This window comes from Pseudomonas sp. RIT-PI-o, assembly GCF_001297215.1.
In the GTDB taxonomy this organism is placed as follows: domain Bacteria; phylum Pseudomonadota; class Gammaproteobacteria; order Pseudomonadales; family Pseudomonadaceae; genus Aquipseudomonas; species Aquipseudomonas moraviensis_A.
On record NZ_LHPA01000009.1, the window covers coordinates 75529 to 101377 of the forward strand.

At 61.8% G+C, this 25849-nt stretch carries 22 protein-coding genes and 1 tRNA gene; 2 read left to right on the plus strand and 21 right to left on the minus strand.

Annotated features, from left to right (window positions below):
* Positions 1–66: 66 nt before the first annotated feature.
* Both gabT and gabD read right to left on the minus strand, forming a co-directional pair.
* Entirely contained in the window at positions 67–1344 is a 1278-nt protein-coding gene (gabT, locus tag AEQ63_RS02375; RefSeq protein WP_016772251.1) for a 4-aminobutyrate--2-oxoglutarate transaminase, read from the minus strand.
* A 184-nt stretch (positions 1345–1528) separates the two neighbouring features.
* A complete protein-coding gene (gabD, locus tag AEQ63_RS02380) occupies positions 1529–2971 on the minus strand; it encodes an NADP-dependent succinate-semialdehyde dehydrogenase (protein WP_024011131.1) in 1443 nt (480 codons plus the stop codon).
* Positions 2972–3403: 432 nt separating this feature from the next.
* On the opposite strand from gabD, the gene AEQ63_RS02385 reads away from it, so the two are divergent.
* A tRNA-Arg gene (locus AEQ63_RS02385) sits at positions 3404–3480 on the plus strand.
* A gap of 77 nt (positions 3481–3557) precedes the next feature.
* On the opposite strand, the gene AEQ63_RS02390 is transcribed toward AEQ63_RS02385, so the two are convergent.
* Both AEQ63_RS02390 and AEQ63_RS02395 read right to left on the minus strand, forming a co-directional pair.
* Positions 3558–3827: a hypothetical protein gene (locus AEQ63_RS02390; RefSeq protein WP_177330582.1), complete on the minus strand. Its 270-nt coding sequence runs from the start codon at positions 3825–3827 to the stop codon at positions 3558–3560.
* Positions 3828–3873: 46 nt separating this feature from the next.
* A complete protein-coding gene (locus AEQ63_RS02395) occupies positions 3874–4434 on the minus strand; it encodes a YbhB/YbcL family Raf kinase inhibitor-like protein (RefSeq protein WP_064361643.1) in 561 nt (186 codons plus the stop codon).
* Positions 4435–4573: 139 nt separating this feature from the next.
* Between AEQ63_RS02395 and AEQ63_RS02400 the strand changes: the two genes are divergently transcribed.
* Positions 4574–6097 carry an FAD-dependent oxidoreductase gene (locus AEQ63_RS02400; RefSeq protein ID WP_064361644.1) on the plus strand — a complete coding sequence of 508 codons (1524 nt, stop codon included), beginning with the start codon at positions 4574–4576 and terminating at the stop codon, positions 6095–6097.
* A 121-nt stretch (positions 6098–6218) separates the two neighbouring features.
* Here the strand turns inward: AEQ63_RS02400 and pgaD are convergent, their stop codons facing one another.
* The 17 genes from pgaD to AEQ63_RS02485 all read right to left on the minus strand — a co-directional run bounded on the left by pgaD (position 6219) and on the right by AEQ63_RS02485 (position 25799).
* Positions 6219–6740: a poly-beta-1,6-N-acetyl-D-glucosamine biosynthesis protein PgaD gene (pgaD, locus tag AEQ63_RS02405; protein WP_064361645.1), complete on the minus strand. Its 522-nt coding sequence runs from the start codon at positions 6738–6740 to the stop codon at positions 6219–6221.
* Positions 6737–8092 carry a poly-beta-1,6-N-acetyl-D-glucosamine synthase gene (pgaC, locus tag AEQ63_RS02410; RefSeq protein WP_042610160.1) on the minus strand — a complete coding sequence of 452 codons (1356 nt, stop codon included), beginning with the start codon at positions 8090–8092 and terminating at the stop codon, positions 6737–6739. The genes pgaD and pgaC overlap by 4 nt, the downstream gene beginning before the upstream one ends.
* Position 8093: 1 nt before the next feature.
* Complete coding sequence (gene pgaB / locus AEQ63_RS02415; RefSeq protein ID WP_064361646.1) at positions 8094–10091, minus strand: poly-beta-1,6-N-acetyl-D-glucosamine N-deacetylase PgaB; 1998 nt, start codon at positions 10089–10091, stop codon at positions 8094–8096.
* Positions 10092–10103: 12 nt separating this feature from the next.
* Positions 10104–12584 carry a poly-beta-1,6 N-acetyl-D-glucosamine export porin PgaA gene (gene pgaA / locus AEQ63_RS02420; protein ID WP_064361647.1) on the minus strand — a complete coding sequence of 827 codons (2481 nt, stop codon included), beginning with the start codon at positions 12582–12584 and terminating at the stop codon, positions 10104–10106.
* A gap of 235 nt (positions 12585–12819) precedes the next feature.
* Positions 12820–14325: a YdgA family protein gene (locus AEQ63_RS02425; RefSeq protein WP_064361648.1), complete on the minus strand. Its 1506-nt coding sequence runs from the start codon at positions 14323–14325 to the stop codon at positions 12820–12822.
* Positions 14326–14617: 292 nt separating this feature from the next.
* Complete coding sequence (locus AEQ63_RS02430; protein WP_064361649.1) at positions 14618–15253, minus strand: hypothetical protein; 636 nt, start codon at positions 15251–15253, stop codon at positions 14618–14620.
* A gap of 93 nt (positions 15254–15346) precedes the next feature.
* The gene (locus tag AEQ63_RS02435) at positions 15347–16789 is read right to left on the minus strand and encodes an efflux transporter outer membrane subunit (RefSeq protein ID WP_064361650.1); all 1443 of its coding nucleotides are present in this window, start codon (positions 16787–16789) and stop codon (positions 15347–15349) included.
* The gene (locus AEQ63_RS02440) at positions 16786–17673 is read right to left on the minus strand and encodes an efflux RND transporter periplasmic adaptor subunit (RefSeq protein ID WP_064361651.1); all 888 of its coding nucleotides are present in this window, start codon (positions 17671–17673) and stop codon (positions 16786–16788) included. The genes AEQ63_RS02435 and AEQ63_RS02440 overlap by 4 nt, the downstream gene beginning before the upstream one ends.
* Entirely contained in the window at positions 17670–17879 is a 210-nt protein-coding gene (locus AEQ63_RS02445; protein ID WP_016772264.1) for a DUF1656 domain-containing protein, read from the minus strand. Before AEQ63_RS02445 ends, AEQ63_RS02440 begins: the two co-directional genes overlap by 4 nt.
* Positions 17876–19939 (minus strand): FUSC family protein, encoded by a 2064-nt coding sequence (locus tag AEQ63_RS02450; protein WP_064361652.1) that lies wholly within the window; start codon positions 19937–19939, stop codon positions 17876–17878. Before AEQ63_RS02450 ends, AEQ63_RS02445 begins: the two co-directional genes overlap by 4 nt.
* Positions 19936–20364: a MarR family winged helix-turn-helix transcriptional regulator gene (locus AEQ63_RS02455; RefSeq protein WP_016772266.1), complete on the minus strand. Its 429-nt coding sequence runs from the start codon at positions 20362–20364 to the stop codon at positions 19936–19938. Before AEQ63_RS02455 ends, AEQ63_RS02450 begins: the two co-directional genes overlap by 4 nt.
* 363 nt (positions 20365–20727) lie before the next feature.
* Positions 20728–21009, minus strand: coding sequence for a type II toxin-antitoxin system RelE family toxin (locus AEQ63_RS02460; protein ID WP_064361653.1), 282 nt, complete (start codon positions 21007–21009; stop codon positions 20728–20730).
* Complete coding sequence (locus AEQ63_RS02465) at positions 20999–21244, minus strand: type II toxin-antitoxin system Phd/YefM family antitoxin (RefSeq protein ID WP_041477418.1); 246 nt, start codon at positions 21242–21244, stop codon at positions 20999–21001. The genes AEQ63_RS02460 and AEQ63_RS02465 overlap by 11 nt, the downstream gene beginning before the upstream one ends.
* 37 nt (positions 21245–21281) lie before the next feature.
* Positions 21282–21521 (minus strand): DUF2789 domain-containing protein, encoded by a 240-nt coding sequence (locus AEQ63_RS02470; protein ID WP_064361654.1) that lies wholly within the window; start codon positions 21519–21521, stop codon positions 21282–21284.
* A gap of 78 nt (positions 21522–21599) precedes the next feature.
* Entirely contained in the window at positions 21600–23168 is a 1569-nt protein-coding gene (locus AEQ63_RS02475; protein ID WP_177330583.1) for an efflux transporter outer membrane subunit, read from the minus strand.
* Positions 23165–24232: an HlyD family secretion protein gene (locus AEQ63_RS02480; protein ID WP_064361655.1), complete on the minus strand. Its 1068-nt coding sequence runs from the start codon at positions 24230–24232 to the stop codon at positions 23165–23167. The genes AEQ63_RS02475 and AEQ63_RS02480 overlap by 4 nt, the downstream gene beginning before the upstream one ends.
* Before the next feature lie 28 nt (positions 24233–24260).
* Positions 24261–25799 carry an MFS transporter gene (locus AEQ63_RS02485; RefSeq protein ID WP_064361656.1) on the minus strand — a complete coding sequence of 513 codons (1539 nt, stop codon included), beginning with the start codon at positions 25797–25799 and terminating at the stop codon, positions 24261–24263.
* Positions 25800–25849: the final 50 nt, after the last annotated feature.

Below are 25849 nucleotides of genomic sequence, written 5' to 3' on the forward strand. Positions count from 1 at the left end.
ATGTGTTTCAACGGGCGTAAAAAAACCCGCCGAAGCGGGTTTTTGTCGAGCAGGTCACACCATCGATCAGAGTTCGGAGAAGCACTCTTCGATGATCGCCAGACCCTTGTCCAGTTGCTCGTCCGGCGAAGTCAGCGGGACCAGCACGCGCAGCACGTTACCGTAAGTGCCGCAGGACAGCAGGATCAGGCCCTTGTCCCGCGCCTTGGCGACAACAGCCGCTACAGCGGTCGGGTTTGGCTTGTGGCTGTCGCCGTTTTCGAACAGCTCGACCGCGATCATCGCGCCCAGCGCGCGCACTTCACCGATCACCGGGTACTTGGCCTGAATGGCCTTCAGGCCGGTGACCAGACGCTCGCCGACAGCCTTGCAGCGGTCCAGCAGTTGCTCTTCTTCGAACACTTCCATCACGGCCAGCGCAGCGGCGCAAGCGATCGGGCTACCAGCGTAGGTGCCGCCCAGGCCACCCGGGGCGATGGCGTCCATGTACTCGGCCTTGCCGCACACGCCGGCCAGCGGGAAACCGCCAGCGATGGACTTGGCAAAGGTGGTCAGGTCGGCGGCAACGCCCATCTGCTCCATGGCGAAGAAAGTGCCGGTACGGCCAGCGCCGGTCTGCACTTCGTCAGCGATCAGCAGAATGCCGTGCTGGTCGCACAGCGCGCGCAGACGCTTCATGAATTCCTTCGGCGCAACGTAGAAACCACCCTCACCCTGCACCGGCTCGATGATGATCGCGGCGATGTCCTTCGGCTCGGCGTCGTTCTTGAAGATGCGTTCGATGGAGGCGATCGAGTCGTCGATGCTCACACCGTGCAGTTCGTTCGGGTACAGCGCGCGGAAGATGCCGCCTGGCATCAGGCCCATCCCGGCCGAGTACGGCACGACTTTACCGGTCAGGCCCAGGGTCATCATGGTGCGACCGTGGTAAGCGCCGGTGAACGCGATCACGCCAGCGCGGCCGGTGGCGGCACGGGCGATCTTCACGGCGTTTTCCACCGCTTCGGAACCGGTGGTCACCAGCAGGGTTTTCTTGGCGAAATCGCCCGGCACCTTGGCGTTGATTTTTTCGCACAGCTCAACGTACGGCTCGTAGGCCAGCACCTGGAAGCAAGTGTGGGTCAGCTTGTTCAGCTGTTCGGTTACGGCAGCGATGATTTTCGGGTGCACGTGGCCGGTGTTCAGTACAGCAATGCCGCCAGCGAAGTCGATGAACTCACGACCTTCGACGTCGGTCACCGTTGCGTTCTTTGCCGACTCGGCGAAGATCGGGTGAATCTGGCCAACACCACGAGGTACGGCATTGGTGCGGCGGGCCATCAGTTCAGCGTTAGTCTTGCTCATTACAGTCCTCATTCGCCGCTCATCGGGCGGCGTGGTTCAAGGATGAAGCGGGAGGAATCGGCAGTGGCAGCATGCGATGATCGACTGCCACGGCGTTCCCGGCCGCAGAGAAAATTCCGTTTTGAAACGACGCAAAGGACAGCGCTCTCGTGCCCTTTGCGTTTGCAGCGATCCCGTTCCCGACTTAGATGCCCAGGCAGAGGTATTTGATTTCCAGGTAATCTTCGATGCCGTACTTGGAACCTTCACGGCCCAGGCCCGAGGCCTTGATGCCGCCGAACGGCGCGACTTCGTTGGAGATCAGCCCGGTGTTGACGCCGACCATGCCGTATTCCAGCGCTTCGGCGACACGGAACACACGGCCGAGGTCGCGTGCGTAGAAATACGAGGCGAGACCGAATTCGGTGTCGTTGGACATGGCGATCACTTCCGCTTCGTCTTTGAAGCGGAACAGCGGCGCCAGCGGACCGAAGGTTTCTTCCTTGGCCACGGCCGCGTTTTTCGGCACGTTGGTGAGGATGGTCGGCTCGAAGAAGTTGCCTTCCATCGCCTTGCCGCCGGCCAGTACGGTCGCGCCTTTGCTCACGGCGTCAGCGATGTGTTCCTGAACCTTGGCCACGGCTTTTTCGTCGATCAGCGGGCCGGTGGTGGTGCCGTCTTCCAGACCGTTGCCGATTTTCAGTTTGGCCACAGCCACTTTCAGCTTCTCGGCGAACGCATCGTAGACCGCGTCCTGAATGTACAGACGGTTGGCGCAGACGCAGGTCTGGCCGTTGTTGCGGTATTTGGAAATGATCGCGCCTTCGACGGCCTTATCCAGATCCGCATCGTCGAACACGATGAACGGCGCGTTGCCGCCCAGTTCCAGCGAGACTTTCTTGATGTCCTTGGCGCATTCGGCCATCAACTGGCGACCGATTTCGGTCGAGCCGGTGAAGGACAGTTTGCGCACGATCGGGTTGCTGGTCAGCTCGCTGCCGATATCGCCGGCGCTGCCGGACACCACGCTGAACACACCCGCCGGAATGCCCGCGCGCTGAGCCAGTTCGGCCAGGGCGAAAGCGGAAAATGGAGTTTGCGATGCTGGCTTGAGCACCATGGTGCAACCGGCGGCCAGCGCCGGGCCGGCCTTGCGAGTGATCATCGCCGCCGGGAAGTTCCACGGGGTGATCGCGGCAGTGACGCCAATCGGTTGCTTGATCACGATCAGGCGCTTGTCCGGCTGGTGGCCTGGAATCACATCACCGTAGATGCGCTTGGCTTCTTCGGCGAACCACTCGATGAACGAAGCGGCGTAAACGATTTCGCCCTTGGCTTCGGCCAGCGGCTTGCCTTGCTCGAGGGTCATCAGGCGCGCGAGATCGTCCTGGTTCTCGATCATCAGCTCGAACCAGCGACGCAGCTTGCCGGCACGCTCCTTGGCGGTCAGTGCACGCCAGGCCGGCAGCGCCTTGTCGGCGGCCTCAATGGCACGGCGGGTTTCTGCGGCGCCCATCTTCGGCACGGTGCCGAGGATCTCGCCGGTGGCCGGGTTGTTGACCTTGATCGTCTGACCGTTGTCCGCATCGACCCAAGCGCCATCGATGAAGGCTTGCTGGCGGAACAACTGGGTGTCTTTAAGCTGCATGTCGGCTTTCCTTAACAGCACCGCGGCCTGCGCGGAGCAAATTATGATTGTAGAAAGGCGCCTCGAAGGCTGCCGTCAGGGAAATCAGTGAGCGGATTGTGGCGCATCGACAGTGCACGACCGGGCGCACCTGCGCTGCAACATCCCGTCAACGAGCGTTTGAAATCTCAAACGGATCGTAGGTTCAAAGGGGGTAAAGGACAATAGGTCGTTCGAAAAAAAGAACAAAAATGCCGCTTTTCAGATCAACGCACCGAAAACCCGTACTGCAGGAAAAACCTTAGATCAACCCCGGCAAAGCGCCAAGCGAGGGTTTTGCAGGACGTTACCGCTTTAAGGAATACCGCGATTTTGTGCCGACACGCACTCTGACAAAACCCGCCAAACCCGGCATGGACGCCCCGAGCCGACCTAGGTATGATGTCGCCCGCTGCACCAGTAGCTCAGCTGGATAGAGTACTGCCCTCCGAAGGCAGGGGTCGTGGGTTCGAATCCCGCCTGGTGCACCATGAATCAAACAAGAAAGCCCCGGACTGTGATGGTCCGGGGCTTTTTTGTGGGCGATGACAAGATCGCTGGAAGGCCGTCACTCCGTCGTCCAGTCAAACTCGTCATATTCATCGTCGTCATCTCCCTCCTCCTCCACCTCTTCAAACACCTCGTCTTCATCAACGAGGTCTTCCTCCGGCTGATTCAGCAGAAATTCCTTACGTGTCTCGGTTACTGCACGCCGCATTTGTTCGCCCTTTTCCGGGCAGTTGAGTAGCTGGGCGATGCGGTCGATTTTTGCTGCCACGGTGTCCTCCAGCGCATTGGCAATGGCTCGATAGTGCGCGTTTTCGCGGGGCAATGCCAAATGGCTGGGGATTCAGGGCAATCAGCCGCCCGAGAGCGGCCGAACCTCAGCGGTGATAACGCCGCACCGCGCTGCTGTTGCGCAGCACATGGCCTTTGATTTTTTCCGTCAACTCGGCGCGGGTCAGGCCGGCCGGCAAAGCGTCCGGGGCGAGGTCGAGCGCGTAGATCTGAATGATGTAGTGGTGCGCGCTGTCGCCCACTGGCGGGCATGGGCCCATGTAATGGGTGTTGCCTTTGCTGTTGGTGCCGCCGACGCCTTCGAGGGCGGATTTAGCGCCGACGCCGGCCGCGATCTGGTGGGTGGTGGGTTTGATCCCATAGTGAATCCAGTGATCGACGCCCAGGCCCTTCTGGCCGTCCGGGTCATGCATGACGATGGCGTAGCTCTGGGTTCCGGCCGGGCCGGCGTTCCAGCTCAGCGCTGGCGACTGGTTCTTGCCACCGCAGCCAGGCGCGTCGCTGGCGGCGGCCGAGGTGAACAGGCGGTTATCCGACACGCCCGGGATGCTCAGGGTGAAGCGCTCCTGGGCCTGCGCCGGGAACTGCACGCAAAGGGTCACGGCGATGGCCGCCAGCCATGGGTTGAGAGAGGTCAATCGGGTCATTCCGGGAGCACCTTGTGCAGTGAGGCCGTCGTCGGCCCGCAAACTATAGCTGTACCGTTCGTGCCTTGGCAGTAGCAAATGGCTGAACCTCCCGCGGCGGCCTCAACTCACAAGAGAAATGCCTGCGAGGAAGCTGAAGATGTCCCTGCACCGTGTCGCCCGTTTCGCCGATGTCCCGCAAGACCGTGGCCTGCAAGTCGAAATCGGCGACTGCAAGATCGTCCTGCTGCGTGCCAACGGAGAGTTGCGAGCGTTTCAGGGCCTGTGTCCACACGCCGGTGCGCCACTGGCCGAGGGTGCGTTGTGTCACGGCAGGTTGATCTGCCCTTGGCACAAAGCCGCGTACCGCGCCGAGGACGGTGGCCTGTGCGAGCCGCCGTCGCTGGACAGTCTCAAGCGCTATCCGCTGGAGTTGCGCGGCGAGGAGATCTGGGTCGATGACCAGCCCCTGCCCGATCAGCACACCCCGCCGGCCGACGATCCAAGAACGTTCGTGGTGGTCGGCGCCGGCGCCGCAGGCACTGCATGCGCGGCGGCGTTGCGGGAGAAGGGTTTTGGCGGGCGCATCGTTATGGTCGACGGCGAACAGGATGCCGGCTACGACCGCACGGTGCTGAGCAAATTTGTTCTGGCCGGGGAAATGTCGCCGAAAGAGGTTCCGCCCCTGCGCGATGAAGCCTTCTATCAAGCGCAACGCATCGAACGCGTACAAAGCGAAGTCAGCGCACTCGACGCTCCAGGCAAAACCCTTCATTTAAGCAATGGCGGAATCCTGCGCTACGACGCCGCGGTACTCGCGACGGGTGGCGCACCCAACCCGCTGAAACTACCCGGCGCTGAGCTGGCCAACGTCTTCGTCCTGCGTTCGAAAGCCCAGGCTGAACAGATCATCAACGCCGCTCAACCGGGCCAGCGCGCGGTGATCATCGGCGACAGTTTCATCGCCCTCGAATGCGCGTCAGCCCTGCGCGAGTACGGCCTCGACGTTACCGTGCTGGCGCGTCATGCGATCCCTTTCGCCAAGCAATTCGGCGAAGCGGTAGGCAAGGCGATTCGCGCGTTGCACGAAGAGCACGGGGTGAAGTTCATCAGCGAGCACGAGGCTACCGAGATCTTTGGCGAAGAGAAGGTCGAGGGCGTGTTGCTCGACAACGGCTTGCGCCTGGCGGCGGATTTGATCCTCGCTGGCGTCGGCGTCCACCCGGCTACCGAGGCCTTCGGCTCACTGTCCAAGGAAGATGATCAGTCTTTGCGCGTCGATGACGGCATGCGTGTCGGCGATGGTTTATGGGCCATCGGCGATATCGCCACGTTTCCGCTGAGCGGCCAGCCAACCCGAATCGAGCACTGGCGTTTGGCCCAGCAACACGCGCGCATTGCCGCCGCCAACATGCTCGGTGGCGAGGAGCATTATCTGGATGTGCCGTTCTTCTGGACGTACCACTTCGGCAAGAACTACGACTATCTCGGTCACGCTGCGGAATGGGACGAGGTCGAGTTCAACGGCGAGCCGGATAAGCCGCCGTTCATTGGCCTGTTCGCGAAAAACGGCATCGTCGTCGCGGCGGTGGCCTGCGACAAGCAACGCGCGATGGCGCTGCTGGCCGAACGAATGAAACAACCTTTGCGGATGAAGGAGGCGTGGACGCTGATCCAGGCCTGATACCGGTCCTGTAGGAGCTGCGTAGGAGCTGACGAGTGCAACGAGGCTGCGATCTCTTGATCTTGTTTCTACATAAGCAAAATCAAAAGATCGCAGCCTTCGGCAGCTCCTACAGTGGAGGTCACGTCAAGCGGTTTACCGGCTCGCGTTGGTCATCGCCATCGGCATGCAGAAAGATCACCCGCTGTTGCGCCAGCGGCGCGGGCAATGCCTGCTGCTGCACCGGCCAGAAATGCGTTTCCACGTGGCTGATATCGCCGTCCTGATCGTTGTGGATGGTCATCACGCCAGGCGTGCGCAGTTTCTGGAAACGCTCATCGCAGAGCTTGAAGCTTTTGCTCAGACCTTCATCACCAATCACCGGCGAGGGCAACCGGCGCTGAGCGAAGCTGCGGCTCTTGCGTTGCTGATAACGTGCCCAACCAATCAGGATCACTGCGTTGACCACCGCCACCCACAGATAAACCTGCAAGGTGCCCAAGGCGTCGAATGCCGAATGCTCGATGCGTGGGCCGCCGGTGGTTTCGATCAATGGCCATAGGCCGCGCACCAACAGGTACAGCAGGCCGACCCAGGCCATCACGGTGAGGATGACGTCGATCACCACCAGAAAGGGCCGTTGGCGAGTGCGGATAATTTTCATTTGATGACTTCCTCCTGCTCGTCGCCCAGCGGTCGGATGCCCCGATCAGGACTGACCCAGCGCGCGCGTTTCTTGTGTTGGCTGAACAACACTTTGGGGAAACTGACCAAGGTGGTCAGCAGACTGACGAGCCAGAACACCAGCGGGTACCAGACCACCCAGAACATGGTCTTGCCCAGACCCGGCTCATAGCGCCGATCGATGACGATGCTGACCGCGAACTGCACCAGGCAGACCACCGCCAGCAACAGACCGGTGAAGGCCGGTGGCATCAAGTGATCCACAGCGATTGCATCCGGCATGACCATGAATTTGCCCATGCCCCAGAAAATCACCGACAACAGGAAGGTGAACGCCCAACCGGTGGACAGGCAGTATTCGAACAGCAGCGGCCACAGGTAACGATGGCGATACTGCCAGATGCCGCGAATGTTCTTGAACAACACTTCGGCGCCGCCCTGAGCCCAGCGCAGACGCTGCTTCCAGAGGCCGCCGAGGGTCTCCGGCATGAGGATCCAGCACAGCGCGCGCGGTTCGTAGAAGATGCTCCAGTGATCGAGCTGCAGCTTCCAGCTGATGTCGATGTCTTCGGTGATCATGTCCGGGCTCCAGTAGCCGACCCGGTTCAGCGCGGTACGGCGGAACGCGACGATCACCCCGGAGACGGTGAAGATGCGCCCGAACACCCGTTGCGTGCGTTTGATCAGACCGATGATCGAGGAGAACTCGCCGACCTGCACCCGCCCGATCAACGTCGACCGTGTGCGGATGCGCGGGTTGCCAGTCACGGCGCCGAGACGTGCGTTATCCAGCATAGGCGCGACCAGATAGGCCGCGGTATTGGGCGCCAGCAAGGCGTCGCCATCAATGCACACCAGATATTCACTGCGCGCAGCAATCGCGCCCATGCGCAGGGCCACAGCCTTGCCCTGGTTCTCTGCCAGATGCAGGACCCGCAAACGAGGATCTTCCTTGGCCAGTGCGTCGAGAACTTCAGCCGTGTTGTCCTTGGAGCCGTCGTTGATCGCGATGACTTCGATGTTCGGGTAATGCTGCGCCAGTGCCGCGTGAATTGTGTCGGCAGCGTTGTCGCCTTCGTTGTAGCAAGGAATCAGGATCGAGATCAGCGGCTCGCCTTCCAGTGGCGGCGGCAGCGTGTCGTCCTGCCATGGCCAGTGGCGCTCCCAGTGCAACCAGAAATACAGGCCGCCGGCAATCCACAACCCGGACATGAACAACGGGTAGAAGAACACGAACGACATCAGGAACTGGCCGGTCACCAGGAAAATCAGCCCCAGCGGAACGCCAAGAACGATCGCCAGAACAAGCAGGGCTAACAGTCTATCCAGCATGTTATGGATTCCATTTGTTGGAGAGTGCAGGCCTTACGGTTTTCAGGTCCGGCAGGTTGTCGAGGAAGTTGTCCGGGTAGTAACCGAAACTGGTCGCGCCCTGGCGCTTGAGCCGGCCCATCCAGTCCGCCAGTTGTGCGGCATCGATGTCGGCCTGATCCTTCTGGTTCCAGTCACGCGCCTGCAATTCGAACACCGTGCGATTGAGCGCACCGGGACGTTTTTTAACCGTGGCCACCAAGGTTTCCAGCCACGGCCCGGACTCGGCCCGGGTCTGTTTTTCCATCAAAGGCATGGCCATCGGCGCCGTCCAGTCGTAGGTGGCGAGGAAATCGTCGAGATTCTGTGCGAACCACGCTTCGCTCTCGGGATTGAGCATCGGCTCGGCAAAGATGTTGCGCGCGGTCAGCACCTGCGGGCCGCGAATGGCGCGGACCCTGGCGGTCAGTTCGTTGGTGAAGTCGATCAGGTAGCGGCTCTTGAAGCGGGTCCAGCGTTGCATCGCCGCCGGGTCGTCGCGCAGCGCGGCAATCGAGCCGGGCAACCCATGTGCAGCGTAGGCCTTCAAGGCATCCGGGCTGGCATCTTCGAAGTCCGACAGCACTGCGTCGTCATGGTAGAGAACGCCGTCGATCGAGGTCAGACTCGCCAGGTCCTCGTAGATTTCACCAATGGCTTTCCGCACTTCGGGATTGAACGGTGAGAGGCGTTTGTACTGCTTTGGGTCGACCGACGTGATGGCGGTCTTCGGGTCCCAGCGGGTCACCCGCGGCAGCTTCGAATCGAGCTCGAAACTCAGCACCGGCATCCATGCATAGACCTTCACATGAGCGCGGGTGCGCAGTTGCCAGGCGACGCGGTCGAACAGGTCGGCGCGCACCGGCAAGTGGCGGTTGGGGAAGTACAGCGAGTGCACCAGACCATCGCCCTTGGGATCGGCAAAAGCTTGCAGAAACACCGTGGTGGGGCCCAGGTCAGAAATGCGCTGCACCAGTTTGCCGAGGTTGATGTCCTGTTGCGCCGGGTCCGGATCGTAGACGTTATCCAGATCGACATGCACCACGCGCATCGCCAACTCTTCCTGCACCGCGACGATGCTGTTGGCAAAATGCTCGCCGTCAGGGTCGGAGGTAACGAGGAAGCGTGGCCCGCTCATCAGGTTGTCGAGGGTGTCGAGGCCGTCGTCCAGGGTCAGGGCCATTTCATAGCCCTCCTCGCCAACCACGCTCAGCGACGTGCCGTCAGCAGCGCCGTACGGCCAGACCCAGACCCGCGGTTTGTAACCGGTAACCCGGCGGATCTTCTCGGAAATAGTCTTCACGTCGGCACGAATGCGTGCCTGGAAATCGGCTTCGGACTCGTAGCGCTTGGTCACGGGGTCATAGCGCCGGGTCGCAGCGGCCGGCTGCAAGTTGCCCTGCGGGTTGGCGAGGATGCCTTTGTGGCTGGCGTCGGTATGGGCGGCGATCTCCACCAGCCCCGACCTGGAAATTTCGCGGACCTGCTCCCAGGTCAGAAAGTCCGAACGCTTGCGCGGCGTGCCGGCAAAGTCCACCGGCTGATTCAGCGGTGTGTCGATCCAGGTGCCGACCGGCGCCAGCAAAGCGTGCCAGTTGTAGGCGCGCAACACCGGCAAGACGCGGGTATAGAAGCTGGCATAACCGTCGTCGAAGCTGAGCAGCACCGCTTTCGCCGGCAGCTGCGGGCCACCCTTGCGTGCGGCCATGATCTGGTCGACGGTAACCGGTTTGTAGCCGTTTTCACGCAGCCAGGCGAGTTGCTCGATCATGCGTTCGGTGCGCACTGCCACCACGGCCTGATCGGGATCACGGTCCTCAACGTCGTGATAGGCGATGCCGAGCACATGGTTTTTTGGCCACGGTTGTTCACTGGCCGCGACCGGGCGCTCGGAGGGCGGCGCGAAAGCCGGGGCCTGCTGGGCGCAGGCGCTGATCAGCAGCGCTCCCAGCAAAAGGATGAAACGCGAGATAAAAGGCATCTTCAAACTCTTCTAGAAGCGGAAAGTGAGGTCGACGAGCAGACGCAGATCAGTTTCCCGATCGCCGTCGTAAGGCCGGTTGATCACACTGAACATGCCGCCCACATCGAACACGTCGTTCCAGGCGTACCGTTGGCCGTAACCGAGCAACGCCATGCCGCCGGTGCCGTGGTCGCGCTGGCTGTAGGTGCCGGCGCCGGCCTGGAATTGCTGGCTCCAGGAAGTTTCGTAACGGTGGTAGAGCACGTGGTTGACGTTGACCAGCGGCATCACGCTGAAGTCCGACTTGGGGTTGAAGTACGGCACGTCATCGGATTTCGAGTTGTGGCTGGTGCCGACTTCCAGACCAGCATCGACCTGGATGTTCGGCGCGCTGTAGATACCTTCACGTCCGGTCACCAACGCTTCGACGCGGTTGTTGCCATCGCTGAAGTGCGACGGGCTGACCGAGACGCGCCACTCGCGGCTTTCGTTGGCGCGCCAGCGCAGGAATGCGCTGCCGCCATTGGCCTTGATGTCGCTGTTGAGTGCGCGCAGCGGTGTTTCCGCCGAGAGGTATTCGAGGCTGCCGCCGTACTGCCAGTGATCGTTGATGTCGCGGGCGATCGCCAGGCGCGCGCCCTGTTTGTCACCAAAGCCGTAATCGTGATTCGACACTTCGGCTTCGAGGGTCATGTCACGGGTACGCCGTTCCAGGCCGACCCGTTGGAAGCGATGGTGGCCAGTCCCTTCGGCGAAATCACCGGTGGCATAACCGGCGCCGGCGAACACGCGCCAGTCTTCGTTGATCGGCGGGCTGTACAACGTGCTCTGGATGCCGAAATCACGGCTGCCGCTGACCGCACCGGCATCGCCACTGCCGCCACCATTGGCCTTGCCGCCGTAGGCTTCGACGCGCAGTTCGGCCATGTCATGCACTTCGCGCTCGCGGGCCAGTCGCTGCACCTGGCGGTTGTCCGGATAACGCGCGACCACGTCATCGACCAGCGCATCGTTATGCCGCCACTCCTGCAACTCCATCGCGGTGCGTGCCTGAGCGACCTCCAGGCCCGCGTCGCGCGGTGCCGCGCTCTCGGCTTCCTTGAGCTGGCTTTCCGCGCGGCGCGGCATCTGGCGGGCGAGGTAGAGATCGGCCTGGGCCAGACGCAAGCCGAGATTGCCTGGCGCTTGCTCGATGAGAGTCTGCAAACGCTCTTCGCCGTGGGGCAGGTCGGAACTGTAAGTGCCGGCCTGCGCCGCGAGTTGCTGGGCGTCCATCCACTCATCGTTGGGATTGCCGATCGGCAGACCCTTGAGTTCGACGCGCGGACGCTGGGCTTTCGCCGCGTCTTCGGCGACCTTGCGCGCCTCGTCGGCGCGATCGCTTTCCAGCAGCGAGTAGTACAGCGCAGTGGTGTCTTCGAGACGATCACCGACATCGGCGTCAGGCGCTGAAAGCACCTGGCGATACAGATCGGTGGCGATCTCCGGCTCACGCTGATCGAGATAAGACGCCGCCACCCAACGCAGGGCGTAGGTCGGAATCTGCACGCCCTCGGCCTGCAGCTTTTGATATTCGCTGATGACGTCGGCGGTGCGCGCCCGGGCCTTGAGCGCCCCCATGCGGTCGATGCGCCAGCGCGTCACGTCGTCATGGGCAGTGGCGTCAGGCGTCCAGGTCGCGAGCAGTTTGTCGTAATCGGCCAGCGCGCGGTCAGCGATGACGTAGCGTTCCTGTTCGCTGCGGGTGGCGAGTTCGGCGAGGCGCACACGTTCGGCGGCGAGATCGCCTTCGAGACGGCGCAAGGTCACCGGATCAATCAGACCGGGGCGCTGACTGGCCAGGCGCAGCGCCGGTTCAGGCAGACGGGCCTTTTGCAGCGCGACCACGTACTCGCGGGCGACTTCCGGTTTGTTGCCGGCGCGGATAAACGCCTGATCGTATTCAAAGAGAGCGTCGTACTGCTTGCCGGCGCGGCCGAGGGCATAGCCCAAGGCCAGGCGGCGTGACGGATCCTCGGGTTTGGCGGCGACCAGCGCCTGGGCACGGGTGACGGCCTGATCGGGCTTGCCGGAATCGGCCTGGGTCAGCGCCAGACCCAATTGCAGGTCGGCGTTGTCCGGCTCCAGCGCCAGCGCCTGGTTATAGACCTGGGCGGCCTGGTCCCAGCGCTTGAGGTTGCGATAGGCACGCGCAGCGGCGGTCAGCGCCTGAACCGGCAGGACGCGGTCGCGGCCCTGGGTTTCATAGACCTTGACCACTTCGGCATCGAGCCCGGCCCAACTGGCGATTTGCAGGTGATCACTGATCTGGCCGTCGCTGGCCTGGCCCGGCGGCACCTGACGCAACACCGTCAACGCGGGCGTGTAGTGCCCGGCGCGAGCATCGCGGACCATTTCATCATAGGGTGTGTCGGCCAACGCCAGCAGCGGCCAGAGCAACTGGCTGCAGAGGGCGAATCGGAACAAAGGGCGCAAACCACGATGTACTACAGGACCATCAATACGCGGCATTCGTCAGCATCCTTACATGGCCAGCCGGGTCGCAATGCCCTCCTTGCCCATTCGTAACGGTGGCCGAGAAGACAGCCTTCGGCCAAGCTTGGTGAGGCAGTCTGCACGCAAGCGAGAGCGAATTTTCACATCGCAATAATTGTTCAGAATCGGCTCTTCTGTACAAAACTCGTACAGCAAAACGCCCGGCGCCTGTTCACACAGGGGCCGGGCGTCCGGGTGGCGCGCGGTGGATTTATTGCACTTGGGTGACGCCGGCGAACTTGCTCATCAGGAAGCCGATGAACTGTTCGACGGTCATTTTCTGGCCGTTGAATTCGACCTGATTGGCCGCGTAATGCAGCTTTGTCACCACGTTGGTGCCGTCGACGACGGCCAATTGCGAGCCGACCGCCATGCCGGCGAACATGTCCGCCGCTTCCCTGGACTGATCGACGATGGCTTTGGCGTCAGTCTGGCCATCGAGTTGCGCCTGCACGCTGAGCAGATCGACCAGCATCGGCTTGGACACTTGAATGTTCAGGTCGAGCAGCGCAATCAGCTGCTTGCCCAGTTGATCCGGTGGCAGGTCCATCGATTGCGGTTTGGTCAGGTCGATCACCAGATTGGCGCGGCTTTCACCGTTGGCGGTGTTGAACGAAAGGTTCTCCAGCGCCAGTTGCGGGCCGGCGGCCAGCAGCTTCTGCAGGTCGGCTTTGACCTGGGCGTTTTCCGCTTCGGTCAGGTTCAGCTCCGGTGCCGGCAGGCCCTGTGCGGCGGCTTCGGCGGCGGCTTTTTCGTACGGCTGCAATTTGGTCTGGTAGATCTGCATCAGCGACATGGTCGAAGGAATGTCGAGGTTCTTCAAGCTCATGGCCATGGCTGCCGAACCGACTTTCTTGTCGTTGAGCGTCACTTCGCCGATTTTGTAATCGGCACGGCCCGAGGCGTTGCTGCCGCTTTCTTCGGTGCGGTTCTTCATTTCGAAGTTCTTCACCCCCAGCACCATCGGTTTGGCGCCGAAGGTGGTTTTGCTGCTGGTCACTTCCAGGGTGTTTTCCCCGGTGTAGTAACCGTAGGTGCTCTTGGCGAGGTTGCTGGCCAGGGTCAGGCCGTTGAGCTCGATCTGCACCGGCGCCTGGTCTTCAGACACGGTGACCAGTTTCAGATTGTCCATGTAGCCGTCGGCCTTGACCTTCTGCGCCTGGGCGCTGGCGGCGATGTCCATGCTCAGCCCGGAGAACTTCAGGCTCGATTGTTCATCCAGCGCGGTTTCGAACGGCACCAGGCTCAGAGTACTGGTGGTCGATTCGTCGTAGCCGATGTTGGTCACGCCCTTGAGCGGCGCGGCGCCATTGGTGGCGGCGAACCATTTTTCTGTGGACGGGCTCTTTTCCAGTTCATAGTTGCTGGTGGCCATGACCGGCAGCCACTTCAGCGAAACCAGACGGGAGAACGGCAACGGGCCGTGTTCGATATGGTCGACGAACAGCAGCTCGACCGGCGCATCACCGAACATCTCGCCTTCGCCCTTGAGGCGATAGTGCGCGGTGCTGGTGAAGGTGTGGCGTTCCAGCGACACCAGCTCCAGCGATGCCGTGCCGTTGGAGCCGGCCATGGCGGTCTGCAGCTCTTTGTTGGCGTTGGTCACGGCGTTGTTCAGTACGCCTTCGATCTTGGTCCCGGTGTACCAGGCCCCGCCTGCGCTGATCGCGCCGATGGCAACAACGATTCCGAGGAGCACGCCTGCTGATTTATTCATGAATGACCTGATCGATTTCCGTGGCTGTGGATGAAGTCGTCTTCCTTGAACCCGGGATCGGGTCGCGGCTCGACTGTGCGCAATAAGCGGTGGAGATTAGCACCGGGCGCGGGGGACGGCCCACTGTTTACAGGTTAAAGAGTGTCTGTGGGGGGAATGGACCGCTGACAGGGTTGAAGAGTTTCAGTGTCTGGAAGGACGCTATCGCGAGCAGGCTCACTCCTACAGGGGGAACGCATTCCAAATGTAGGAGTGAGCCTGCTCGCGATAGTGCCGGAGGATTCACAACAAATCAGGAATATTGGACTTCAATTTCATCCAGCTGATGATCGAAGCTCTTCAGCCGCGCGGTCCAGGTGTACACCAGCACTTCGAAGTCTCGATCGATCACCGCCCCGCCTGGCGCCTCCATCCGTACATCGCAGAAATCCAGCTGATAGCGTTCGCGGGCCATGGCCGTGGCGACATCTGACAGCTCGCGAGCATTGTTCAGCCAGTGCCAGCCGTCATCGGCGATCTGCTTGTCGAGTTCCAGGCATTGCTTCTTCAGAGCTTCGAGGCTTTTTTCCAGCGGCGTGCCGGTGAGTTCGCCCATGACTTCGGCGAAGGTTCGCCCGGGCTGCCAGTAACTGCCCCAGAAGTAGCGGTCGAACACGGTTTCGACCCGGCGCAGGGCGACTTTGGTGTCCCAGATCAGCACGAGCATCTTGCCGCGCTCGAGCTGACGCTTCTTGACCCGCTGCAGCTGAATCGAGGTCCAGGCGACGACGACGATCGCCATCACCGCGATCAGCGCAACGGCGCTGTCGAGAAAAACCATTGCCGTGTCAATCTGGTGGGCCAGCATGATCCCGTAGAAATATGTGGCCGAGAGCAGCACCAGTGCGACCAGAGCGCACCAGAAGCCGAGAGCGTAAGGGTTTTTCATTATTGGTTTCCCCTGGGCCAGCACGAGCAATGTGCATTGCAGGAGCGCTTGGCATGGGGCGCCCCTCCAACACTTCAAAGCATAGCAACGGCCTCAGGGTTTGCTGGCGCCCGAGGTGTTCGTTCGTCCGCTTTCCCAGCCACCGCCCAGGGCGAGGAACAAATCGATCTGGCTCATCGCGACCTGGGTGTTCGCGGCGGCCAGTTGCGCGGTGACATCGGTGTAGGTGCGGGTCGCTTGCAGATCGGCGAGGAACGACTCGCGGCCGGCCTGGAAGAAGCGGTGCGTCTGCTCGGCGGCGAGCTTCGCCGACTGCTCGGCTTCGGCCAGTGCATCGCGGCGCTGCAACAACGCGCTGTACTGGGCCAGACCGGTCTGGGTCTCGCGGATGGCGTTGAGCACCACACCGTCGAAATGCGCCAGCGCGCCCTGAGTGTTGGCCTCGGCCTCACGAATGCGCGCACGGGCGCCGTTGGTCGGCACCTTCCAGCTCAGCGACGGGCCGAAACCCCAGCGGTTGGTCGAAGGGTCACCCAGATCGTCGATGAGACCGACGGTGCCAATCGTCGCGCCGATGCTGATGTCCGGGTACAGCTCACCGGTGGCGATACCGATGCCCGCCGTTGCCGCCGCGAGACGGCGTTCAGCCTGACGAATATCCGGGCGACGCTTGAGCAGCGCAGCACCGTCCCCCACCGGCAGCCGTTGAGCGATCTTCGGCAACTCGGCGCAACTGGCCGTGCCCGCCGGCAATTGCTCGACCGGTTTGGCCAGCAGCATCGACAAACGGAACAGCCCGGCCTGACGCGCCGCTTCATAACGCGGCAAGTCGGCGCGCAGGGATTTGAATTGTGTCTGCGAGCGGGTGACCTGGGTTTCATCGCCACGCCCGGCGTCACGCAGACGCTGGATCAGTGAAGTGCTCTGCGATTGCAGATCGAGAGAATGCTCGGCGATTTCCCGCTCTTCATTGGCGGCGCAGACCTGGGTGTAAGCGCGAACCACGTCCGCCACCAGCGTGATGCGAGCGGTATCGGCAGCGGCCTGGGTCGCATCGGCATTGGCTTTGGCCGCTTCGATGCCGCGCTGCAGAGTGCCCCACAAGTCGAACTGATACGAAGCGCTGATGCCGATGTCGCCGACGTTATCCACCGGCACTTTCTCCGGCAGCAGGAACGCCTGACCGGATTCCTGCAGACGCTGGGCGCCCATTTTCACGCCGCCACTCCAACCGCCAGCGGCCTCCGCTTCATCCACCTGAGCGCGCGCCCGCGACAGGTTCGCCGCCGCTACACGCAGATCGGTGTTGGACGCCATGGCCTGCTGCACCAGTTGATCGAGGCGCGGGTCTTTATACAGTCGCCACCAGTCGGCCGGCACCGGCGCCGAAACCACCGGTTTGCCAGCGATTGCCAGCTCGCCCTGGATATCCTTGCGCTGCGCTGCCGCGTCGGCGGGCACCTGATAATCCGGGCCGACCATCTGGCAGGCCGAGAGCATCACACCCAACCCGGCGATCAACCAGGCCTTGCTCATGGCTGCGGCTCCCGGGGTTGATCGTCGATGATCGACACAGTGGCGGTACGCCCGGCAATCATGCGGAAGTCGGCCGGCACATCATCGAAGGCGATGCGCACCGGAATCCGCTGCGCCAGGCGCACCCAACTGAACGCCGGGTTGACGTTCGGCAGCAGGTTGCTGCCACTGGTGCGATCACGGTCTTCGATGCCGGCGACGATGCTTTCGACATGCCCGCGCAACCGTGCGCGGTCGCCGATCACGCGGATATCCACCGACTGCCCGACGTGAATGCCGTCGAGTTTGGTTTCTTCAAAATAGCCGTCGATGTGGAAGGAATTGCTGTCGACCACCGACAATACCGGGCGCCCGGCGGTGACGAACTCCTGCGGACGCGGCGCGCGGTCGTTGACGTAACCGTCGACCGGGCTGCGGATCACCGAGCGATCGAGGTTGAGCTGCGCACTGTCGACCGCCACCAACGCTTCGGCCAGCGCCGATTGCGCACGGGCCACCCGCGACTGGCTCTCTTCCAGTTGCTCGGCCGGCACCAGGTTGCCGAGGCCACGGTTACGCTTGGCTTCACGCTGCGCCTGGGCGAGGGTTTCCTGGCGATCAGCGACGGCGGCCTTGGCCTGGCGCAGGGCCAGTTTGAAGCGGTCCTGATCGATACTGAACAGCACCTGGCCACGCTTGATCAACTGGTTGTCCTTCACTTCGACCTGCTGGATCAACCCGGACACGTCAGGGGCGATCTGGATGATGTCGGCACGAATGTGGCCGTCGCGGGTCCACGGCGCGAACATGTAATACATCACCATGCGCCAGACGAGGACAACGGCAAAAGTCACGATCAGCAGGGTCAGGACCACGCGACCGATAGTCAGAAACGGTTTTTTCATGTCATCAGGTATCGACTGAGTGAGTCCACGCCGTACAGCAGCACGGCGTAGAGCGCCACGTTGAACAATGCCCGGTGCCAGACCAGACGGTAAAAGTGCAGGCGCTGCAGCACGCCATGCACCAACAGAAACAACACATAGGTAATGCCCATCAGCACCAGCAGGGTCGGCAGGAAAATGCCGCTGATATCCAGATCACCGATCATAGGGGCGCTCCATCGGGCAGCGGTTCTTCGGGCTCGGCGCTGGAGACGAATTCGACGCCGGGCAGCAAGGCCAGACGCAAACCACTCAAGGCGTGCAACAGGTGCAGACGGGTTTCATCGTCGCCCTCGCCGTTCAGCGCACGGCGGGTGCGATCAAGGGTCATCAGCAGACCGCTCGGCGCCGGCAGGCGTTCGTCGGCTTTGAGGCAGGCGCGGAAATACTCGCCAACCTCGGCCACCACTTGTCGCAACAAGACGTTTGGCACGCCAGTGACGCGCGGCGTGTAGGCAAGCAAATCCAGCATATTCAGACCGACGCGCACTTCGCGCATGGCAATGCCGGTGTCCTGACCGGTCAGGGCCAGGCGCGGCAGGTGCTGCATCAGCCGATCAAGCAACTGCACGCCCAGTTGCCGATGCTCGGCGAGGCTGGCCGGTTCGGTCATGCTGACGATGTCTTTCCAACTGAATCGAGTCAGGCGCTTGGCCGCCAGCTCGGCACCGAACGGCCGCGCCACCAGCGTCCAGATAAAAGCGAACAACAGCCCCAGTGGCCCGGCGAGGTTGGAGTTGGCGAAGGCAAAAAAGTCCGCGTCGTAGGCACCCTGAATGCTGATGAACGACGAGGTATTGACCAGCGTCAGCAGCATGCCGAGGTAGAAACGCGGCTGCACCGTCAGGGTGCCGATGCAAATGAACGGCACGGCAAACGCCAGCACCAGCATGGGGAAATCGTGCAGGTTGGGCAGAATCAGAAACAGGTAAAGACTGGCGAACAGCACCGACATCCCGGTCCAGAAAAAGAATCGGTAAATCTGCGGGGCCGGGTCGTCCATCGAGGCGAAGAAGCTGCACGCCACCGCCGCCAGAATCACCGCACTGCCGCCATCCGGCCAGCCGAGCAGAATCCACAACACCGAAGCGACGATGATCGCCAGAATGGTCGAGGCCACCGAGTACAGCATCAGCCCGCGATCGATGAACGGCGTCAACCGGCCGAGGCGCCAGTGCCGGTACACGGCGCGCCAGCTGTCCTGGCGCTCGCACAGGATCGCATCCTGCAGGCTGCGGCAGTCCTGCCACAGATCGACGAATTCACCGAGGCGGTAGATCGCATTGGAGAACAGCAACTGTTTGCGCTCCTCCAGCGCTTCGGCACTCGGTTGCAACGCGTCGAGCTGATCGCGCAGTGCTTGCCAGCGCGCGAGATCGGCATCCGCATGGCTCAGCCATTCACGGGTGGCTGCGAGCAACGGCTGGAATTTTTCCACCAGCTCAGGGGTGCGCCGTTCCAGGGCGTATAGCGAATCCTCAAGCGCATCGATCACCGGCAGCAGGTGAATCATCCGTCCGCGCAGCTCCTTGGTGTTGCGCACGGTTTGTGGCCGCGCGCCTTCGTGGGGCAACTGGCCGATCATCAATTCAAGGCTGTTGAAATTGGCGACCATGGCCATGCGCAGCGCGGTGACTTCTTCCGGCTGCACATCGCGACTGAGAAACTTCAGGCTGTAGCTCGTCGCATCGGCGAACCACTTGCTTACCGCATCGTTGAACACCGGCGCCAGCCGGCGCGGCCAGAACATCGCACCGACCACCGCAGCAACGGCGATGCCAAGGAAAATCTCTTCGGTACGTGCCTCGGCCACGTCCCACACCGCCAGCGGATTATCCACCACCGGCAAGGCAATCAACGGCAAGGTGTAGCCGGCCAGCATCAGTGCATAGCTGTTGGCCGTGCGCAAATGCAGGGACATGAACAGCAGAATGCCGGTCCACAAGGCAATGACCACCACCAGCACGTAGGGGCTTTGCACGAACATCGGCACGAACAGCACTGCCGCCGCCGCGCCGAGAAAAGTGCCCGCTGCCCGGTATAGAGCCTTGGAACTGGTCGGGCCGAGAAACGGGCTGGAGACGATGTACACCGTGGCCATCGCCCAATACGGACGCGGCATTTGCATGAGCAAGGCGATGTACAGCGCAATCATCGACGCGGCAAAAGTACGTACCCCGTAAAACCAGTCACGGGCCGGCGGCATGCCAGTGAAAAAACCGTTCAAGAATTGACCACCACAGGCGAACTCGCCGCCTCAAAAGCCCTGAGTACCCGAAGCGTAGCTTCCAGATCGCTGCGCTCGATGCCTTCCAGCACTTCGTGGCGCAAGCGCACCAGCTCGGCCTCCACCGCCTGCACCAGCTCGCGACCGGTGTCGGTCAGGCTCAGGCACTTGGCGCGACGATCCTGGGCATCCTCAGTGCGGCAGACGTAACCGGCATGGCACAGCTGATCGAGCAAGCGCACCAGCGACGGACTCTCCATCCCCGCCGCTTGTGCGACTTGCACCTGGCGCACGCCCTCGCCCAAACGCCCGATCATCAACAAGGGCACGGCGCAGGCTTCGGAAATTCCGTAATTGACCAGCGTGGTCTGGCAGATCTTCCGCCAATGCCGGGCGGCCACCACCATGGCGCTGCTGATGTTCATCTGGAGACTGTCGAGGGAATCGGACACGGGATAACGGACACTGTTAGTTTGCTAACTATCAATATCGCATTGGTGGGGAATTTCAGTCAAGTTTTGAAACAAATCTCTCCACGCTTGGCCGAGGCGTCCACAAGTTGGATTCGCAATTTTTCGTAGAAAAAATCTAATGCGAGTGACAGAACGAAATTTTTTTTACAGTAAGGAGGTTTTTTTTACATCTGAGCCTTTTCGCGCAATTTTTTTTACATGCTGCGCCTCATGCCAGACGATACATCAAACTGATCCCACACTTTGATGGCCCAGCCCGGTCACTCAAGAATCTCATCGACAAACATCGGCCACTTGAATAAAGCGGGGGCTCGTTCAACGGTTCTTGGCAGCATCGTAAACGGTGCTGCGTTCGCGCTTGCCAACCGCTAGCACGGAAACCACGACTCGTTCGTCGATGACTTGGTAAACCAATCGATATCCCGAGGCTTTGAGTTTGATTTTGTAGCAGTCGGGCATGCTGTGGAGGGCGTCAGCCGGGATTCTGGGAAGCTTCAGCCTCTCACCCAGCTTCTTTTTGAACTGCTCCCGCAACGTATGACCCAGCTTGTTCCACTCTTTGTGCGCAGACGGCAGAAACTCAAGCTTATAAGTCATCCAGGCTTACCGAAATGGGCGTTTCGTGGAGGCGCGAACGAACGATGTCAGCCAGCTCAAGATCATCAAGCCGCTCCATCATCGCTTCGTAAACCTCGGCCGGCACCATATAACCCATGACGCGATTGTGGTTGAGGACAGCGACGGCCCCCCCATGTGCACCGTTCAACACGGCAGTAGGATTTTTCTTTAGTTCAGAGACACTGACAGCCATATCGGCAAGAACACTTTGCATAATAAGGACCTCAAATTAGGACGTGATTTTGGTCTATTTATGCTTTCTTCCGCAATATCAAATTCAACTGATCCACCACCTCCGCCCAATCCGCATCATCCAGAATCTCCTCGCGCAGAAACTGCGCCTGACTTTCCGTCCAGAAAAACGCGTCGGCCAGATGCAAATCCGGCTTGAGCGGGGAATGGCTGGCGATGAACTGATCGATGCTGATCGCGTCGTGAGGGAGGCCGAGTTGTTTGAACAGGGCCGGTAGGCTGTGCTGCGGATTTTCCATGATGCAACTCCTCTGGAACTCAGGTCCGGCGTCACGCCGTTTGCTGCAGTGGAGTTGATCATAGCTGTCGCTGTGGGTTCAGGGCCTGGCGACGTCCGGCGAACCTGCGGCCAGTTGCGCTGCCGGATAGACCGACTGCCATCCGCCGCCCAGCGCCTTGTACAAGCCGACCATTGCCAGGGAAACGCCGGTTGAGCTTTCCACCCATTGTTCCTGCGTGGCGAGCAAGGCGCTCTGCACGGTGAGGACGTTGACGAAATCGACCACACCCTCGACGTACTGCTGCTGCGCGGTGCGCAGGGCGATCTGGTTCTGGCGCACGGCTTCGGCGAGGCTGTCGCGACGGCGCTGGCTGGCGTTGTACGCGGTCAGTTGATCGTCAATTTCATGCCAGGCGCGCAGAACGGTCTGCTGGTAGGCGATGGCCGCTTCCTGTTGTTGGGCTTCGCGCAGCTGCAGCATGCCGCGCAAACGTCCGCCGTCGAACAGCGGCAAGCTGAATTGCGGGCCGATGCCAAAGGCGCGCGAGCCCCATGAACCGAAATCGCTGAGTTGCAGGGCCTGCGATCCGAGGTTGCCGGACAGGGTGATGCGCGGATAGAAATCGCCCTGGGCCACGCCGATGTTGGCGGTGGCGGCGTGCAGACGCGCTTCGGCCTGGCGGATATCCGGGCGGCGTTCGGCCAATTCCGACGGCAGGCCGATGGCGACTTGCAGAGGCGACTGCGGAACCGCCGCGTCTGTGGACAACTCGCGAGCGAGGGCTTGCGGCGGTTCGCCCATCAACAGACTGATCGCGTTGATCAGTTGCGCCTGACGCTGCTCGAGCGCTGGCAGTCGTGCTTCGATGGCGGCGACTTGCGCGGCGGCCTCGGCGACGTCGAGATCGGTCGCCACGCCATCGGCCAAACGCAGCTGCGAAAGTTTCAGGCTGTGCCGGGCGACGTCGAGGTTCTGCTCGGTGACGGCACGGGTGCTCTGCACCCCGCGCAGCTGAATGTAGTTTTGCGCGGTGTCGGCCAGTACGGCCAGCAGCACACCGCGACGATCGTTTTCCGCCACTTCGAGGTTGGCATCCGCGGCCTCGGTTTCACGACGCACGCGGCCCCAGAAATCCAGCTCCCATGAAGCCGAGAAACCGGCGTCCCACAGGTTGAAGGCCGAATCGCCGTTATTCCCAGATGGATCGTTCAGACCCTTGCCGCTGTTGCGTTTGCGTGCGTAGCTGCCGGTGGCGGCGCTGTTCGGATAACGCTCGGCGGTGATCACCTGGCGCGCGGCGCGACTTTGTTGCAGGCGGCTGCTGGCCAGTTTGAGGTCGAGGTTGCTGTTGAGCGCGCGCTGAGTGAGCGCGGAGAGCTGCGGGTCCTGGAAGGTTTCCCACCAGCGTTCGTTCAGCGGTTCGTTGACGGCCTGGCTCGGGGCGGACTGGGCGGGTTTGGCCCAGTCGGCGGGTTGAGTGGCTGCGGGCTTCTGGAAGTCCGGGCCGACGGTGCAAGCGCCGAGGCTGACTGCAAGCAAGGTACTCAGGGTGAGTTGCTGCCACTGGCGTTTTCGCGAGCAGGCTCGCTCCCACAGGGGGAACGCATTACAAAATGTAGGAGCGAGCCTGCTCGCGAAGGCGACAGCCGATTCAACACCGATCATCGCTGCGTCACCTCACGCTTGGAAGCTTTTGAGCTGGCGGTATCAATACTCGCCCCGCCCGACATCCCCACCCGCAAGCGCTCGGCCAATGGCTGGCCCGGCTCCAGCACGATCTTCACCGGAATCCGCTGCCCCACTTTGGTGAAGTTGCCCGTCGCGTTATCCGGTTTCACCGCCGCGAAGGTCACACCGGTCGCCGGGGCGATGCTCTCAACGCGACCGCTCAGCGCTTCGCCGCCCAGGCTGTCGACCCGTACCTGCACATCCTGCCCCGGCTGCACGTCGGTCAATTGGGTTTCCTGAAAATTGGCAACCACATACGCCTGCTGCAACGGCACCACCGCCAGCAGTTTGCTACCCGGCGTGACGTAGGCGCCGACACGCACTGCACGTTCGCCGATCATGCCGTCCTGCGGCGCGGTGATGCGCGTGTACGACAGGTTGAAACTGGCGATTTCCAGCGCCGCCTGCGCGTGTTTCAGAGTGCCTTCGGCAGCGTTGCGCTGGGCAGTGAGGATTTCGACCTGCTTGCGTTCGGCCGCCAGCTTCGCCGTCGCGGTGTCGAGGCGTGCCGAGGCCTGATCGATGCGCGTGCGTGCCTGTTGCGCGTTCTGCACGGTGCCGGCGCCGACCCCGGCGAGGTGGTTGTAGCGGTTCAGTTCCTGCTGCGCGAAAGCCATTTGCGCTTTGGCCGAGACCACTGCAGCCTGCGCCTGAGCAATCAGCGAAGCCTGCCGTTCCAGGGTCGCGTTGGCGTTCTGCAACTGCGCCCGCGCGACCAGGGTTTGCGCATCCGCCGCTTCCGCTGCGGCGCGCAAATCGCGGTCATCGATCAACGCCAGCAACTGCCCGGCCTTGACCTGTTGGTTGTCTTCGACCAGCACCTGTTTGATGAAGCCGGCCACGCGCGGCACCACCAGCGTGTAGTCGGCGGAGACGAACGCGTCGTTGGTGGTTTGCTCGGTGCGGTTTCCGAACAGTCCTGGCATCGCCAGGTACACCAGCACGCCCACCGCCAATGCGGCAGCCACGGCTACCGCGAGTTTTTGCTTGGATTGAGTCATAAAAAAACCTTCAGTTTCAGTGCAGCGATCAGGTCGGCGCGCGCGGTGGATAAATCCGCGTCGGCAGCCAGAAAATCAGCAGGATCAACGCCACGGCGACGCCAGCCATGCACACGTAGAGGTCGGACGAAGTCAGCACCACCGCCTGCTCGTGCAGGCGGTGAGCGAGGCCCGGATCGCTGTGATCGGCCAGCGGTGAATTGCCGAGGCTGTCGACCAACATGGTCGAATGGAAATGCAGGCGCGAGGTGGTCAGCGCTTCGATCACGCCGGTAGCAACCACTGCTGCCAGCCCCTTGACGGTGTTGAACCACGCTGACGCGAAAGGCCCTTCCATCGGCGAGATACTGCCGGTCGACAACATCAGCAGCGGCAACACCGCCATCGGCTGGCCGAAAATCTGCAGCCATTGCAGGACGTAGAAATCGTCGCGGATCCACTGCGACGTCAGGTGCGAACCGCCCAGGCAGGACAGCACGAGCATGCCAAGACCAATGCCAAGCACCCAACGGCAGTCGACCCAGCGTAAATTGCACAACGCCGCCACCAGCGGCAGCGCGATCAACTGCGGCAACGCGGCGATGAGCATGATCGGCGCGGTTTGCGCCGGACGATAACCCTGCACCTGCGCCAGATAACTCGACGGAATCAGCACCACCGCCAACAGCACGATCAGCACGCCGGCGAGGGTGATCAACGCGAACATCAGGTTGCGGATGCCGAGCATCTGCAGCTTGAAAAACGGAATCGGCTGCGACCATTCATTGATCAGAAAAGCCACCAGCAGCAGCGAACCGGCACCGAGCAAGGCGCAGATCAAACTTGATTCGAACCAGTCCAGCCGATTGCCCTGCAACAGGCCGATGACCAACATGCAGATCGCCGGAAAGCCCAGCAGCAAGCCTTTCCAGTTGAATGACTTGAGCCGCTCCAGCCGCAGCGGATCCTGCGGCAAGCCGTAGGCCACGGCAGCCATGGCGATCAGGCACGGCACGATGATCTGCCAGAAGGTCCATTGCCAGCCGACGTATTCGGTCCAAAGACCGGCCAGCGGCGTGCCGAGTCCCGGACCGAACGTCGCGGTCAAGGCGTAGCCGGCCAGTCCGTAGAGTTTGATGTTCGCCGGGAGAAAGCGCAGCGCGACGGTCATCAGCATCGGCGGCAGCGCGCCGCCGGCCAAGCCCTGAAGGATGCGCATCAACAACAGACTTTCGTAATTCGGGGCGAACGGGCACAGCACGCCAAGCAGGGTAAACAGGCCGATGGCGCAGAGGGTGAAACGGCGCAGCGAGAAGGTCACCGAGCACCACGGCGCAAAGGCCATGGCCGCGACCGACGTGGCGGTGTAACTGGCGACGAGCCAGGTGCCTTCGTCGTAACCGATGTGCAGCGCACCGCGAATATCAGCGAGTGCGACTTTGGTGACCATCTCGTTGAGGCCCGAGACCAGCACGGCCAACAGCACGCCGACCAGACCAATGATGATCCGCGCCCCGAACACCGGTGGCGCAGCCGCCGTCGCCGGGCTGGTCGCGGCAAGCGGCGCCGTGACCGTCAGGGATGTCATGAATGAAAACTCCGGGGGTGAAAATACCGGAGCATTTTAGTGGGGCTTGA

What these genes read in the sequence shown, in the direction of transcription:
- AEQ63_RS02395 (WP_064361643.1), bottom strand. Translation starts at nt 4,434, where the DNA reads ATGACCCGATTGACCTCTCTCAACCCATGGCTGGCGGCCATCGCCGTG.
- AEQ63_RS02470 (WP_064361654.1), bottom strand. Translation starts at nt 21,521, where the DNA reads ATGGAAAATCCGCAGCACAGCCTACCGGCCCTGTTCAAACAACTCGGC.
- pgaA (WP_064361647.1), bottom strand. Translation starts at nt 12,584, where the DNA reads ATGCCGCGTATTGATGGTCCTGTAGTACATCGTGGTTTGCGCCCTTTG.
- AEQ63_RS02435 (WP_064361650.1), bottom strand. Translation starts at nt 16,789, where the DNA reads ATGAGCAAGGCCTGGTTGATCGCCGGGTTGGGTGTGATGCTCTCGGCC.
- gabT (WP_016772251.1), bottom strand. Translation starts at nt 1,344, where the DNA reads ATGAGCAAGACTAACGCTGAACTGATGGCCCGCCGCACCAATGCCGTA.
- AEQ63_RS02475 (WP_177330583.1), bottom strand. Translation starts at nt 23,168, where the DNA reads ATGATCGGTGTTGAATCGGCTGTCGCCTTCGCGAGCAGGCTCGCTCCT.
- AEQ63_RS02460 (WP_064361653.1), bottom strand. Translation starts at nt 21,009, where the DNA reads ATGACTTATAAGCTTGAGTTTCTGCCGTCTGCGCACAAAGAGTGGAAC.
- AEQ63_RS02440 (WP_064361651.1), bottom strand. Translation starts at nt 17,673, where the DNA reads ATGAAAAAACCGTTTCTGACTATCGGTCGCGTGGTCCTGACCCTGCTG.
- pgaB (WP_064361646.1), bottom strand. Translation starts at nt 10,091, where the DNA reads ATGCCTTTTATCTCGCGTTTCATCCTTTTGCTGGGAGCGCTGCTGATC.
- AEQ63_RS02430 (WP_064361649.1), bottom strand. Translation starts at nt 15,253, where the DNA reads ATGAAAAACCCTTACGCTCTCGGCTTCTGGTGCGCTCTGGTCGCACTG.
- AEQ63_RS02480 (WP_064361655.1), bottom strand. Translation starts at nt 24,232, where the DNA reads ATGACTCAATCCAAGCAAAAACTCGCGGTAGCCGTGGCTGCCGCATTG.
- AEQ63_RS02445 (WP_016772264.1), bottom strand. Translation starts at nt 17,879, where the DNA reads ATGATCGGTGATCTGGATATCAGCGGCATTTTCCTGCCGACCCTGCTG.
- AEQ63_RS02400 (WP_064361644.1), top strand. Translation starts at nt 4,574, where the DNA reads ATGTCCCTGCACCGTGTCGCCCGTTTCGCCGATGTCCCGCAAGACCGT.
- AEQ63_RS02425 (WP_064361648.1), bottom strand. Translation starts at nt 14,325, where the DNA reads ATGAATAAATCAGCAGGCGTGCTCCTCGGAATCGTTGTTGCCATCGGC.
- AEQ63_RS02455 (WP_016772266.1), bottom strand. Translation starts at nt 20,364, where the DNA reads ATGAACATCAGCAGCGCCATGGTGGTGGCCGCCCGGCATTGGCGGAAG.
- AEQ63_RS02465 (WP_041477418.1), bottom strand. Translation starts at nt 21,244, where the DNA reads ATGCAAAGTGTTCTTGCCGATATGGCTGTCAGTGTCTCTGAACTAAAG.
- pgaC (WP_042610160.1), bottom strand. Translation starts at nt 8,092, where the DNA reads ATGCTGGATAGACTGTTAGCCCTGCTTGTTCTGGCGATCGTTCTTGGC.
- AEQ63_RS02485 (WP_064361656.1), bottom strand. Translation starts at nt 25,799, where the DNA reads ATGACATCCCTGACGGTCACGGCGCCGCTTGCCGCGACCAGCCCGGCG.
- pgaD (WP_064361645.1), bottom strand. Translation starts at nt 6,740, where the DNA reads ATGAAAATTATCCGCACTCGCCAACGGCCCTTTCTGGTGGTGATCGAC.
- gabD (WP_024011131.1), bottom strand. Translation starts at nt 2,971, where the DNA reads ATGCAGCTTAAAGACACCCAGTTGTTCCGCCAGCAAGCCTTCATCGAT.